The organism is Micromonospora sp. NPDC004704, from assembly GCF_053601675.1.
Genome location: NZ_JBSGCD010000013.1, coordinates 68,555 through 81,005 on the forward strand (window position 1 = coordinate 68,555; position 12,451 = coordinate 81,005).

Annotated in this window: 13 protein-coding genes; 6 read left to right on the forward strand and 7 right to left on the reverse strand. The window is 71.1% G+C overall.

What is annotated here, in order from left to right; translation table 11 throughout:
• Positions 1–177: 177 nt before the first annotated feature.
• A complete protein-coding gene (locus tag ACWEFB_RS19575; protein ID WP_452287241.1) occupies positions 178–999 on the forward strand; it encodes an HAD family hydrolase in 822 nt (273 codons plus the stop codon).
• Positions 999–1,805, forward strand: coding sequence for an HAD family hydrolase (locus ACWEFB_RS19580; protein ID WP_452287243.1), 807 nt, complete (start codon positions 999–1,001; stop codon positions 1,803–1,805). The genes ACWEFB_RS19575 and ACWEFB_RS19580 overlap by 1 nt, the downstream gene beginning before the upstream one ends.
• 143 nt (positions 1,806–1,948) lie before the next feature.
• Here the strand turns inward: ACWEFB_RS19580 and ACWEFB_RS19585 are convergent, their stop codons facing one another.
• On the reverse strand, positions 1,949–2,542 hold the full coding sequence (locus ACWEFB_RS19585; protein ID WP_452287245.1) for a bacterial proteasome activator family protein: 594 nt from the start codon (positions 2,540–2,542) through the stop codon (positions 1,949–1,951).
• 61 nt (positions 2,543–2,603) lie between these two features.
• On the opposite strand from ACWEFB_RS19585, the gene ACWEFB_RS19590 reads away from it, so the two are divergent.
• Positions 2,604–3,401, forward strand: a complete 798-nt coding sequence (locus tag ACWEFB_RS19590) for an alpha/beta hydrolase family protein (RefSeq protein WP_452287247.1) — start codon at positions 2,604–2,606, stop codon at positions 3,399–3,401.
• A 107-nt stretch (positions 3,402–3,508) separates the two neighbouring features.
• Positions 3,509–4,711 carry an ABC transporter substrate-binding protein gene (locus ACWEFB_RS19595; RefSeq protein ID WP_326561804.1) on the forward strand — a complete coding sequence of 401 codons (1,203 nt, stop codon included), beginning with the start codon at positions 3,509–3,511 and terminating at the stop codon, positions 4,709–4,711.
• Positions 4,712–4,771: 60 nt separating this feature from the next.
• Here the strand turns inward: ACWEFB_RS19595 and ddaH are convergent, their stop codons facing one another.
• The gene (ddaH, locus tag ACWEFB_RS19600; protein WP_452287250.1) at positions 4,772–5,605 is read right to left on the reverse strand and encodes a dimethylargininase; all 834 of its coding nucleotides are present in this window, start codon (positions 5,603–5,605) and stop codon (positions 4,772–4,774) included.
• 59 nt (positions 5,606–5,664) lie between these two features.
• Between ddaH and ACWEFB_RS19605 the strand changes: the two genes are divergently transcribed.
• Complete coding sequence (locus ACWEFB_RS19605; protein WP_326561806.1) at positions 5,665–6,129, forward strand: Lrp/AsnC family transcriptional regulator; 465 nt, start codon at positions 5,665–5,667, stop codon at positions 6,127–6,129.
• 30 nt (positions 6,130–6,159) lie between these two features.
• Here ACWEFB_RS19605 and ACWEFB_RS19610 read toward each other — a convergent pair whose 3' ends face one another.
• Positions 6,160–6,642 (reverse strand): hypothetical protein, encoded by a 483-nt coding sequence (locus tag ACWEFB_RS19610; RefSeq protein ID WP_326561807.1) that lies wholly within the window; start codon positions 6,640–6,642, stop codon positions 6,160–6,162.
• Positions 6,643–6,847: 205 nt separating this feature from the next.
• On the opposite strand from ACWEFB_RS19610, the gene ACWEFB_RS19615 reads away from it, so the two are divergent.
• Positions 6,848–8,899 (forward strand): beta-propeller domain-containing protein, encoded by a 2,052-nt coding sequence (locus ACWEFB_RS19615; RefSeq protein WP_452287252.1) that lies wholly within the window; start codon positions 6,848–6,850, stop codon positions 8,897–8,899.
• Positions 8,900–8,974: 75 nt separating this feature from the next.
• Here ACWEFB_RS19615 and ACWEFB_RS19620 read toward each other — a convergent pair whose 3' ends face one another.
• The 4 genes from ACWEFB_RS19620 to ACWEFB_RS19635 all read right to left on the reverse strand — a co-directional run bounded on the left by ACWEFB_RS19620 (position 8,975) and on the right by ACWEFB_RS19635 (position 12,434).
• A complete protein-coding gene (locus tag ACWEFB_RS19620; RefSeq protein ID WP_452287254.1) occupies positions 8,975–10,153 on the reverse strand; it encodes a T3SS (YopN, CesT) and YbjN peptide-binding chaperone 1 in 1,179 nt (392 codons plus the stop codon).
• A 106-nt stretch (positions 10,154–10,259) separates the two neighbouring features.
• Positions 10,260–10,523 (reverse strand): DUF6457 domain-containing protein, encoded by a 264-nt coding sequence (locus ACWEFB_RS19625; RefSeq protein ID WP_326561810.1) that lies wholly within the window; start codon positions 10,521–10,523, stop codon positions 10,260–10,262.
• Between the two features lie 49 nt (positions 10,524–10,572).
• Positions 10,573–11,196 carry a molybdenum cofactor guanylyltransferase gene (mobA, locus tag ACWEFB_RS19630; RefSeq protein ID WP_452287256.1) on the reverse strand — a complete coding sequence of 208 codons (624 nt, stop codon included), beginning with the start codon at positions 11,194–11,196 and terminating at the stop codon, positions 10,573–10,575.
• Between the two features lie 98 nt (positions 11,197–11,294).
• Positions 11,295–12,434: a DUF4192 domain-containing protein gene (locus ACWEFB_RS19635; protein ID WP_452287258.1), complete on the reverse strand. Its 1,140-nt coding sequence runs from the start codon at positions 12,432–12,434 to the stop codon at positions 11,295–11,297.
• Positions 12,435–12,451 lie beyond the last annotated feature (17 nt).

Genomic DNA, 12,451 nt, shown 5'->3' on the forward strand with positions numbered 1-12,451 from the left:
GCCGGCCCGGCCATCGGCACACCAGCCGCTGGTACGTGAGTATTAGCGCGGAAGTCATGGGCGCGTAGCACACCGCGAGATACGGTTGCTCCCCCGTCGCCACGGACAGACCCGTGGAACTGGACAAACAGCACCAGTTTCACCGGGCCGGCGGAGGAGGCGGGGCGAGGAGGAGTCATGCCGCGACCCGGACTACCCAAGCTGGTGGCCACCGACCTGGACGGCACCCTGGTGCGCAGCGACGACACCGTGTCGGCCTTCACCCACGAGGTGCTCGATCGGGTACGCGCCGCCGGCATCCCGGTGGTCGGCGCGACCGGACGTGGACCGCGCCTGGCCGAGTTGACCCGAAACGACATCCGGGCCGCCGACTTCCTGGTGATGGCCGGTGGTGGTTGGGTGGTCGACCAGACCGATCCGCTCGGGCCGGTGGTGCTCCGCGACGAACGGCTCTCCGGTGGTGTGCTGGCCGCCCTGCTCGCCACGCTGGAGGCCGAGGTCGGGCCGCTCACCGTGATGGTGGAGGCGCTGGACGCCACCGACGCGCCGCTCTGGGGCGACTACGACCCCACCTGGCCGTACCCGGAACGGTTCGAGGCCCGGTCCCGGCTCGACTGCTGCGCCACCGACGTCATCAAGGCCTTCGCCCGTACGCCGGGGCACGACGTGGACGCGCTGCTCGATGCGGCCCGACGGATCGTCCCGCCGGAACAGGCCGCGATCACCCAGGCCGGGCAGGGCTTCATCGAGATCAGCCCGCCCGGGGTGGACAAGGCCACCGGGCTGGCCGTGGTGGCCGAGTCGCTCGGGGTCGACCCGGCCGACGTGCTGGTCTTCGGCGACATGCCAAACGACCTGCCGATGTTCGAGTGGGCCGGCTGGGGCCGGGTGGCGGTCTCGAACGCCCACCCGACGGTCCGGTCGACCGCTGACGAGATCACCCTGCGCAACGACGAGGACGGGGTTGCGGTCTACCTCGACCGACTACTGTCGCACTGATGGATCAACCGCCCCGACTGATCGCCACCGACCTGGACGGCACCCTGCTCCGGGGGGACCGGACGGTCAGCGTACGGACCGCCGACGCGTTGGAGCTCGCGGCGGGGGCGGGAGCCCGGGTCGTACTGGTCACCGGTCGACCGATCCGCTGGCTGCAAGGGGTGTACGACCAGTTGCGGGAGGCCGTACCGGCGATCTGCGCGAACGGGGCCGTGGTGTACGACCCGGTCGAGGACCTGGTGCTGCGGGCCGACCCGCTCGCCCCGGACCTGCTCGCCGAGGTGGCGCGCCGGCTCCGGGCGGAGGTGCCCGGCGTACGCCTCGCGGTCGAGATCACCGACGGCCGGCAGATGCGGCACGAGGTCGACTGGCCGCTGCGGTGGGACGGCGACATGAGGGAGATCCGGAGCATCGAGTCGCCGGAGGAACTCTTCTCGGTGCCGGCGGTGAAGCTGCTCGCCCGCGCCGGCACCCAGGATCCGGACGTCTTCGTCAAGGTGGTGGCGGGGGCCGTGGCGGGGCTGGCCGAGGCGACCCATTCGTCGTCCTCCGGGCTGGTGGAGATCTCGGCCGCCGGGGTGACCAAGGCGGCGGGTCTGGCCTGGTTCTGCGCCCGGCACGGGGTGACCGCCGATCAGGTGGTGGCGTTCGGTGACATGCCGAACGATCTGCCGATGCTGGCTTGGGCGGGGCGGGCGGTGGCGGTGGCTAACGGGCATCCTTCTGTGTTGGCGGTGGCTGATGTGGTTGTGGGGTCGAACGATGCTGACGGGGTGGCTGTCTACCTGGAGTCGCTGTTTCGGTAGTGGGCGCGGTGGGGGGTTGGGGGCGGCGTGCACCACTCTGGGCGGTCAAGCTTGATCCCGACGTGGGGCACGCCGCCCCCAACCCCTCGGTGGTCGCTCCGACCGAGCTGGTGGCGCGACGCGCGGGGAATTACAGCGGGTAGTTAGAGGTACTGGCCGGTGTTGGGGTTTTCGCCGGGTTGGCCGGGGGTGCCGGGGATGAGGCCGGTGGGCTGGGCGCCGCTCGGCAGGGCCGGGCGACCGCCGCGCATCTGTTCCAGTTGGAGCCGGGCGGCCATCTGCTGGGCCACCAGGGCGGCCTGGATGCCGTGGAAGAGTCCTTCGAGCCAGCCGACCAGTTGGGCCTGGGCGACCCGCAGCTCGCCCTCGCTGGGTGTGGTGCCCTCCTCGAACGGGAGGGAGAGCCGCTCCAGTTCTTCCCGGAGTTCGGGGGCGAGACCATCCTCGAGTTCGACGATCGACCGCTGGTGGATCTCGCGGAGGCGCTGCCGGCTCGCCTCGTCCAGCGGAGCGGCCTTGACCTCCTCCAGCAACTGCTTGATCATGCTGCCGATCCGCATCACCTTGGCCGGCTGCTCGATCAGGCTGCCCGGATCCTCACCCTGCGCGTTCCCGCCGACCGGTACGGTGCCGACCGGCTGGCCGTCCGGCCCGACCACCACCACGGTGCCGGGGCGGCCGGCCTCGGGGCGACTCGACTCGTCATTCTCGTTCGCGGAGCGCGCGGCATCGGTCATGAACCCATTTTCGCGCAGTGCGGGCACCGCCCGCTCGCGGGGACCGGGATACGGTCTGGCCGTGCTTCCCGACCCCCGCTCGGTACTCACCCGGGCCGCCCCCGTACCCGATGCCACGGTTCGCTACGGCGACGGGCCTGATCAGCTCGCCGACGTACGCCTGCCGGCTGTGCTCGGTGGCCCGGCCCGGCCACTGGTGGTGGTGATCCACGGCGGGTTCTGGCGGGACGAGTACGACCGGGCGCACGTCTCGCCGCTGGCCGCGGACCTGGCTGCTCGGGGGTACCCGGTTGCGCAGCTGGAGTTCCGGCGTACCGGACAGGTGGGTGGTGGTTGGCCGGGAACCCTCGACGACGTGGCGGCGGGCGTGTCGGCGTTGCCGGAGCTGGTGGGCGAGGTGCTTGCGGCAGCCGGTCGGGAGGCGGCGGCGGTGGGGGCGCCGATTCTGCTGGGGCACTCGGCCGGTGGACATCTCGCCCTGTACTGCGCCCGGAGGGTGTCGGAGCGGGTGGGGGGCGTACTGGCGCTGGCGCCGGTGAGCGACCTGGCTGAGGCGTACCGTCTCGATCTTGACGGGGGTGCGGTGGCGGCGCTGCTCGGCGGCGGCCCGGAGGAGTTCCCGGACCGGTACGCGGCCGCCGACCCACACCAGCACGTACCGCTTCAGTCACCTACCGTGGTCATCCATGGTGGGCTCGACCGGCAGGTTCCGCCCCCGATGAGTCGGCGGTACGCGGCGGCGGCCGGGGCGAATTGCCAGTTGATCGAGCTTCCTGATTGCGAGCATTTCGGTCTCATCGATCCCGAATCGGCCGCCTGGCCGACCGTGACGGCAGCACTGCGCTCTCTCTACCGATGACGTCCCATTCCCTGAACAGATGATCGAGCGGCATTGACGCAGCGTCGCCAAACCGGTAGAACGCGGAGGGGCTTCGCCCGCCCATTCATGTTCGGGAGGAACGATCTGTGTCGCAAATGGACCGCAGGCAGGCACTCAAGCTCTTCGCCGCATTGGGCGGCACCGGGCTGGCCGCCGCGTGCAGCACCGACACCGGAACTGAGGCGGCGGACGGTCCGGTGAGCGACCAACCGGTCCGGATCGGCTTGATCGCCCCGCAGACCGGTGGCTACAAGCCCATTGGTGACGAGATCGCGAAGGGGTTCCAGCTCTTCCTCGAACTCAACGAGGGCCGGCTCGGCGGGCACCCGGTGGAGCTGATCCAGGCCGACGAGGGCGAGTCGGCGCAGACCGGCAAGGCTGCCCTGGACGGGTTGCTCAAGCAGAACGTGCTCGCCCTGACCGGGGTGGTGAACTCGTCGGTCATGCTCGGCATCCGGGATGCGGTCGAGCAGGCCAAGGTGCCGCTGGTCGGCTCGAACGCCTCGCCGGCCACGCTGCAGAGCGTCGTCTACATCTGGCGCACGTCGTACGTGAACGACGAGCCCGGACGCGCGCTGGCCCCGTACGTGGCGCAGCAGGTGCCGCGCGGGAAGAAGATCGTGATCATCGCGCCGGACGGACAGAGCGGCCGGGACGCGGTGGCCGGCTTCCAGCAGGGGTTCGGTGCCGCCGACCCGCGGATCTCCGGTTCGGTGCTCTGGACGGAGTTCTCCACCAACCCCGGCAAGGGCGCCTTTTCGGCCAAGATCGAACAACTGCGGGACCGCAATCCGGACGCAATCTTCTGCTTCTATGCCGGGGCCGCCGCGGTCGAGTTCCTCCGGCAGTTGCGCGGATCCGGCTACCGGAACCCGATCTACGCGCCGGGCTTCCTCACCGAGGGATCCGTACTCAGTGAGCTGAAGGCGGACGAGGCGGAGGGAATCGTCACCGCCCTGAACTACTCGGCGGACCTCAACAACTCGGCCAATCGACGGTTCGCGTCCGCGTTCCGCAAGGCACACGGGGCCTCCCCGACCACGTACGCGATGGCCTCCTACGACGCCGCCCAGGTGTTGAACAAGGCGATCCGGATCGCCGGGGTGAAGCCGACGCCGCAGCAGGTCAACCTGGCGCTGGGCAATGTCGGTCAGATCGACAGCCCGCGCGGGCCGTGGCAGTTCAACCAGCCCCGTACGCCGCAGCAGAAGTGGTACCTGCGCAAGGTCCAGCGGGACGGGCAGTTGCTCTCGAACGTGTTGATCAACGAGCTGGCCACCCTGGGCTAGCCGGACCGACCAGCGGTCGGGTGGGGGCGCGCGGGATCAACCCCCACCCGACCGTCCCGGTCAGTGCCGCAGTTCGGCGATGCAGCACTTGACGCTGCCGCCGCCCTTCTTCAGCTCACCCAGCTCGACCGGCACCGGGACGTACCCGGCCGCGGCGATCTTGCTGGCCAGACCGGTCGCCTCGCTGTTCAGGATCACGTGCCGGCCGTCGCCGACCAGGTTGAGCCCGAAGGCCAGGGCGTCGGTCTCGTCGGCGAGCACCGCGTCGGGGAAGAGCTGGGCGAGGACCTGCTGGGTGGCGGTCGAGAACGCCCCCGGGAAGTAGGCGACGTTCCGGTCGTCGAGCGCGGCCAGCGCGGTGTCCAGGTGGTAGAACCGGGGGTCGACCAGGCGCAACGAGACGACGGGTCGGCCCAGCACCTCCTGCGCCTCGGTGTGCGCGGCCACCTCGGTACGGAAGCCGTACCCGGCGAGGATTGTGCCCCCGTACGCCTCCGGCAGGTACGCGAAGTCGCCCTCGCCCTCGTTCGTCACGGTCGGTGCCACGTACCGCCAGCCCTGGGCCTGGTAGAACGCCCGGTGGGAGAAGGCCTCGGCGGTCCGCTGCTCGTACCTGAACCGGGCCCCGTAGGCGGTGCCGTCGACCACGAACGCCCCGTTGGCCGCGAAGACCATGTCCGGCAGGCCGGGCTCGGGGTCGAGTACGTGGACCGTGTGGCCGAGGCCGACCAGGGTCTCCCGCATCCGCTCCCACTGCTTGACCGCCAACTCGACGTCGACCGGCGCGGTGGGATCCATCCACGGGTTGATCACGTACTGCACCGCGAAGTACTCCGGTGCACACAAGAGATATGTCCGCTTTCGCGGGATCCGCCGCTGGTTCACGGATACCAAGAGTAGGTACGCTTGAGCAGCGTAAACAGCCGGATTTATTGCTTCTCAGAGGCGGAACGTTGCAGATAGACGAGATAGATCAGCGAATCATTGCGTCCCTGGTCGCGGACGCGCGCCAGTCGTACGCGGAGATCGGTAGCCGGGTGTCACTCTCCGCACCGGCGGTGAAGCGTCGGGTGGACCGGTTGCGCGCCGGTGGGGTCATCCGGGCATTCACCACCGTCGTCGACCCGGCGGCGGTCGGATGGACCACCGAGGCCTTCGTCGAGCTGTTCTGCACCGGCCGGACCACCCCGGCGCAGCTCACCGTCGCCACCCGGCGACACCCCGAGGTGGTCGGCGCGTACACCGTGTCGGGTGAGGCGGACGCACTGGTCCACCTGCGCGCCGCCGACATCACCCACCTGGAGCAGGCGCTCGAACGGCTGCGGGCGGAACCGTTCGTCACCTCGACCCGGAGCATGATCGTCCTGTCCCGCCTGGTCGACTCACCGACCGTGGTTCCCGCCCCGGCCGCCGGCTGACCGGAGCAGCGCTGGTGGGGACGGGTCGGATCAGCGCAAACCTGGGCCGGCGTCACTGCCACCCCAGCTCAGACCCCCGAGACCGGCCGCGCGATGGAAGCCGGGATGTTCGCGTACGTCCGCACAGACCTCCTCGTCCGGGCCGACGGCGCCGCAGAAGAGCGGTTCGATGTGGTTCCAGGTGTCGGCCCGGGAGAGCAGCGGCGCGTGTACGCCCACCTCGGGACGGAGCACGCTGAGCCCCTCGGCGTAGCTGACCGCGTGCGCTCGGGCCTCGTCCAGGGTTGCCGCGGGGAAGGTGAGATGCAGCGTGTACCGGGTGTGCATGGCCTGCTCGGGCCAGCTCGGACCGGACTGCCGGGGAAACTGTGGAGGGCGCTTGAGCGCGTGGGCCACCGCCGCCCGCACCGGCTCGGAGACGTCCGCCCCGTCAAGTACGGCAAACAGGTCCGCCTCACGCTCCGGTTGGGCATAGTGGGGCTTGTGCCAGTGTGGCGAGCGGTTGTCAATCACCAATACCTCCCGTACGCGCGCCTTAGCGTCCTTTGTCGATATTTCTCGTGAAACACAGTGACGAAGCAGTCACGAAGAGCATGCATGGGATTTCTCTCGGATGCAACGCCGCAAATCGGGCCAGGCCGGTGGCCCTCCCTGATCACCTCCGGGCAATCGCCGGCCGGAGCGGAACGCAAGCGACGCTCGCTACGTCGTACCGGCCATGACCCGAAGGCGTCTCGTTCGTCCCACCACCGTCATCGCCGGCTGTGCGCTGGTCGGCACGCTCGCACTGGTCGCCGCGAGCGGAACGACTCCCACCGCCCGTACCCTCACCCGCGACCCCGGCGTGCCGGCCGCCGGCTGGCAGCTCGTCGCCTTCGACTCCTGCGGTGACGCGCTGACCCGGCTCAAGTCGGCCGCGAAGGCGTACGTCGGGCCGTGGGGCTTCGGTGGCGGCGCCGTGTCGGTCTCCGACGCGGTGGCCGCCGGTAGCGCGCAGCGGGCAGCCGCCCCGGGCGCCGCGCCGCCTGCCGGGGCCGGTGCACCGGGCGCCGGCACCGCAAGCGACACCCCGTCGGGCTACTCCGGCACCAACACGCACGAGGTCGGCGTCGACGAACCCGACCTGGTCAAGACCGACGGCCGACGGATCGTCACGGTCTCCGGCGGGGTACTGCACGTGGTCGACCCGGCCACCCGGCAGCGGACCGGACGGCTGGAACTGTTCACAGGGGACGATCCCGGCAGGTGGAGCGAGAGCAACCTGCTGCTGCACGGAGACCGGGCCCTGGTCCTGGTCCGGGACGGTTGGGGTGGCGGGATGCCGATGCCGATGCCCGCCATCCGGCGCCCCGGCATCGTGCCCGGACCGGACGGGATGCCGCCGGCATCGGACGCGGTCGCCGGACCACGGTTGATCCTGGTCGACCTGGCCGGACCACCCCGGGTTCTCGCCCAGTACCGCACCGACGGGAGCCTGGTCGACGCGCGGCAGGTCGGTGCCACGGTCCGGATCGTGGTGCGGTCCGCACCGCGCCTGAGCTTCCCGTACAAGGAGTCCGACACCGACGCGCAGCGCATCGAGACCAACCAGGACATCATCGACGCGTCGACCGCGCAGTCCTGGCTGCCCCGGTACGAGATCACCACCGGCGGGACCACCCGAGCCGGTCAGGTCGGCTGCGAACGGCTGGTCCGACCGGCCAGCTACTCCGGTACGTCGATGGTGACCCTGCTCAGCTTCGACCTCGGCGCGGCCACCCTGAACGAGGGCGACCCGCTCACCGTGGTCGCCGACGGCGAAACCGTCTACAGCACCGGCGCCCGGCTCTACCTCACCAACGACCAGCGGTGGCAGATGCCGGGCGGACGGTCCGACAGGGGTTTCGCCCCCCAACCCCGGGACGAGACGACCGAGATCTACCAGTTCGACACCAGCGGAACCGGCACCCCCCGGTACCTCGCCGCCACCACCGTTCCCGGCTGGCTGATCAATCAGTACGCACTGTCCGAGTGGGACGGTCACCTCCGGGTCGCCACCACCACCGGCCAGTCCAGGGGTACGGACGCACAGTCCAGCTCGGCGGTGTACGTACTCCGTGCGGACGGTGGGGAGCTGACCGAAACCGGCCGGGTGACCGGGCTGGGCAAGGGCGAACGGATATACGCCGTACGGTTCGTCGCCGGCACCGGGTACGTGGTCACGTTCCGCCAGACCGATCCGCTCTACACAGTGGACCTGACCCGTCCGGCCGCTCCTCGGGTGGTCGGCGAGTTGAAGATCAGCGGGTACTCGGCGTACCTGCATCCGGTGGACGGGAACCGGCTGCTCGGCATCGGCCAGGAGGCCACCGACCAGGGCCGTACACAGGGCACTCAGCTCTCCCTCTTCGACGTCTCCGATCCGGCCCGGCCGAACCGGCTCGCCCAGCACCACGTCCGGCAGGGCAACTCGGAGGCCGAACACGACCCGCACGCGTTCCTCTACTGGCCGGCGGACCGCCTGGTCGTGGTCCCGCTGACCGCGTACGACAGCACCCGGGCCGAGGTCGGCGAACCGCCGACCCAGGGTGCGCTGGCCCTGCGGGTGACCGAGGGCGGGTTCACCCAGCTCGGGCTGGTCGAGCACACCCGTGAGGCAGGGTCGGAGAAGACCGGGATGATCCGGCGGTCGCTGGTGGTGAACGGGGTGCTCTGGACCGTCTCGGACGTCGGCCTGAAGGCCAACCAACTGTCCACGATGGATGCGGCAGGCTGGGTGGAGCTGTCGTAGCCGGGTTCGGGTTGCCGTAGCAGCGCCGGTCGACCGTCGGGTACGGCGGTCGACCGGTGTGTCAGCGTGCCGGGGTCAGAGGTACATCCCGGTACGGTGCTCGCCCGTCGCCCGGTTCGTCGGCTTGTCGCCCTCACCGAAGAAGCGCTTGCCGCCGAACTCCCCGTGCAGCCGGTCGTCGAGTTCGTCCGCGAGCCCGGTCATCACCTGTACGGCGAGCATCAGGTGGGTCGCCTGGAAGTTGCGCCCGAAGACCGGGATGGAGGCCCAGACCGTCTCGTTGGCGCAGTAGAGCCGACCGATCGGCATCCGATTGGTCAGCTCGGAGAGCTTCACGTAGAGCTGCTCGGTCGGCTCGATCTCGGTCAGGATCGGGGAGAAGACATCGACCAGCGGCGGGTTGTCCCGTACCCGGACGAACACCATGGCCGATCCGGCCCGGATGTTGATGTCGCCGTCGGAGTCGACCTGGAGCTGTTCGGCGTTCGACTTCATCATCGCGGAGACCACGGTGCGGACCCGCTCCTCGAGCGGGATGACCTCGTCACCGACCGCCTGGGCGGCCCGTGCGGCGGCCAGCGCCTCGTCCAGGTCCGCCTCGGTGCCTTCGCCGGACTCGGTGTCGTCGTCGGCGTCCGGGGTGAGCGCGGCACGGGCCGTACCGAGCGGTTGGACCGGGAGCGGCTCGTCGTCGGCGTCCTGGGCAAGGTAGACCAGGAACGCCGGGTGCGGGGCACCGTAGACGTCGCGCAGCGTACGGACCACGGTGGTGGCCAGCCGGCTCGCCTCCGTCGTACCGCTGCGCAGGCCGAAGTGCGGGCCGGAACCCTCGATCACACCGGGGGGCGACCAGCCGAGCGCGATCATCTCCGCGACCGCACCCCGGTTGAGCCGGAAGCCCTCGGGCAGGGCGGCGTTGCCGACCGCACGGGCGCCGATCCGGCCCTCGGCACCGGCCTCGATGCTGACCGAGTAGATGGCGTCACCGGTGCCGGAGGCGGTGGGGTCGAGGGTGACCTCGATCCGGGCACCGGGCGGCAGTTCACGCAGGGCGACCGCGAGCGCGCGGGCGAACTCCTGCCAGGCCTCGGTCACCTTCGCCTGCAGGTCGGCGGTGCTGGGCTCGTCGAGCAGGATGGATTCGTGGTGAGCGGGCCAGGCGTCGCCGGCCAGGGCAGGCTCGGCCGCAGCAGGCTCGATCGCCTCGGACCCGGTCGCCTCGGACCCGGTCGCCGAGGGGTGCTCCGCGTTCATGATCGCCTCCGTCCGTCAGGCACACACCCTACCCAGCGCGACGGTCGGTGGGCACGGCGCCGACCCGGATCGGACACTCTCCGGAGCTGAGCCGGGACTCATGCCCTCAGGCGGCGTTGTCCGATGCGGCGGGGCCGTCCGGCGGAGGCCAGGAACGGGCCAGCACGGCCAGCCGTTCGGCCGCCTCCGCCGGGTCCGCACCACGCCCGACCGCGATCCCCAACAGGTACGCGGTGACCGGCGCACCCGGACGCAACACCTGGTGGGCGACGTCCCGGGCCAGGTCGAGCACCACCGGGACGTCCGCCACGCTCGGGTCCAGCCCCAGTTCGGCGCAGGCCGTGGCCACCCAGTCGTCGAGCGTTCCCATCAGCCCACCGCCAGGATCCGGTGCGGCGGACTGGTCTGTTCGAGCACCGTCATCGTGTCCACTCCTCGGCCCGGCGTACATCGTCGTCAGTGTCGCAGTCGAACCAGGGCGGCGGCCCCGATCCGGTCCAGGAAATCTCGATCACGGTCAGCTCGGCCACCAGCGCCCGGATCGAGGCACCCGCCAGCGTCCCGCCGCGCTGCTGTGCGAGCCGGTCCAGGGCAACGGCCAGTGCGGTCGTACGCCACACCCCGCACAGCAGTTGCCGCCGGCCGGTGTCGTCGCGGTAGAGCACCCCGTCGGCGGTCGACCCGGCCAACCGTTCGACCAGCAGGGTGACCGCCTCGGCGGTCAGCAACGGCAGGTCGGCGGCGAGCAGTGCGACGTACTCCGGTGAAGTCGGCGCGTCCTGACCGGTGTCACCGACGAGCGCGGCCAGTCCGGCTGCGGTCGCGGCGACCGGGCCGCCACCGGGCGGGTCCTCGCGGGTGACGAGCACTCCGGGCGGCAGGTCGACGGTCGGGCCGACCACCACCCGTGGCGCTGCCGTGGCGACCGCCGCGAGCACGCGGTCCCGCATCGACCGGCCGTTGACCGGCACTGCGGGTTTGTCCACCCCGCCCATCCGTCGGGCCGCGCCACCGGTGAGCACCACCGCCGCCAATCCCACCATCGGCCCACCGTAACCGCATCCGCTCGGGTCGGCTCTCCATGCCGTGCCCTGCCGTGCCCTGTGCCGAGCCGAGCCGGGGCGGTTACGAGCCGTACCGGTCAGTCGGCGGTGCGGCGGGACGGTCGCCAGTCCCGGCGTCGCAACCTGGAGCGGCTCGGGCGGACGGCCCGTTCGGCGAGTCCGGCCGTACCGGGTCGGCGGGGTTTTCCCGTCCTGCCGCCACGCCGTCCGCGACGGGCCGGCGACGCCCAGCTCTCGTCCAGTGCGGACGGTGGCAGACCGCCGTTGAGAACGTCGGCCATCAACTGTGCCATCGAGTAACCGGGATCGTCGGCCAGTGCCCGCTCCACCGCCGCCGAGGCGAGCGCCCCGTTCCCGACCCGCCAGGCGGCGAAGGCGAGCAGCCCGCCCGGTGCCGCCGCCAGGCCGGGCTCGGCCCGACGGAGTACGTCACTCCAGAGCGCCACCTCCCAGTCCTGCGCCCCGATCCGCTCCCACGCGTGGTCGCGTACGTCCAGGTGGGTCAGGAGCAGGGTGAGCCAGGCGAGTTCGTCGTCGGGGAGGGTGCTCCCGGTCCGGTACCGTTCCTCGGCCAGCCGTACCGCCGCCGTACCGGCCGTGCGGATGGCCGCCATCCCGGTCGGGTCGCCGTCCGGGGCGGCGGAGAGCAGGTCGAGCAGCCGTTCCCGGGCGCGTACGGTGGCCCGGCTCATCAACTCGCGTGCCGCACCCTCGACCGAAGCGACCTGACCGGTCAGCGCGGCCCGGTCGGGGAGTGCCACGTGGCCGGCGAAGGTGGCGGCGGCGGCAACGGCACTGGTGGCCGGATCGAACGGGGTGCCCTCCGGCGGGCAGCACCTCGGTTCGTCGCACCGGTACGACCAGTAGCGGCCGTCGGTGACCCGGAGGGCGTCGAAGATCATCAGCCCGGCCCGCTGGACCGCCGCCTCCAACTCGTCCACGGCCGGGGTGACCCGCTGCGGTGGGCCGTACCCGATGATGGTGACCGCGTGGGCGCCCTGCCGGCGGATCACCGCGGCCAGGTATTCGGCGGCCTGACGCAGTTCGGGGCCGCCCGGGTCGGGCAGGTCACCACGGGCGACGAAAACGATCCGGGTGTCCCGCATGGCGAGCAGCACGAGGCTGTCGGCGGGATGGAATCCGAGCAGGTAGGGAACCGCGGAGATCAGATCGGCGGTCGAGCGTACGGTGAGCCGTGGTGGATCGGTCGAGGTCATGCCGGCAGCCTCGCGCG

Coding starts and splice junctions, on each gene's coding strand:
- ACWEFB_RS19625 (WP_326561810.1), bottom strand. CDS start 10,523: ATGGGAACGCTCGACGACTGGGTGGCCACGGCCTGCGCCGAACTGGGG.
- ACWEFB_RS19580 (WP_452287243.1), top strand. CDS start 999: ATGGATCAACCGCCCCGACTGATCGCCACCGACCTGGACGGCACCCTG.
- ACWEFB_RS19620 (WP_452287254.1), bottom strand. CDS start 10,153: ATGAACGCGGAGCACCCCTCGGCGACCGGGTCCGAGGCGACCGGGTCC.
- mobA (WP_452287256.1), bottom strand. CDS start 11,196: ATGGTGGGATTGGCGGCGGTGGTGCTCACCGGTGGCGCGGCCCGACGG.
- ACWEFB_RS19585 (WP_452287245.1), bottom strand. CDS start 2,542: ATGACCGATGCCGCGCGCTCCGCGAACGAGAATGACGAGTCGAGTCGC.
- ACWEFB_RS19635 (WP_452287258.1), bottom strand. CDS start 12,434: ATGACCTCGACCGATCCACCACGGCTCACCGTACGCTCGACCGCCGAT.
- ACWEFB_RS19575 (WP_452287241.1), top strand. CDS start 178: ATGCCGCGACCCGGACTACCCAAGCTGGTGGCCACCGACCTGGACGGC.
- ACWEFB_RS19615 (WP_452287252.1), top strand. CDS start 6,848: ATGACCCGAAGGCGTCTCGTTCGTCCCACCACCGTCATCGCCGGCTGT.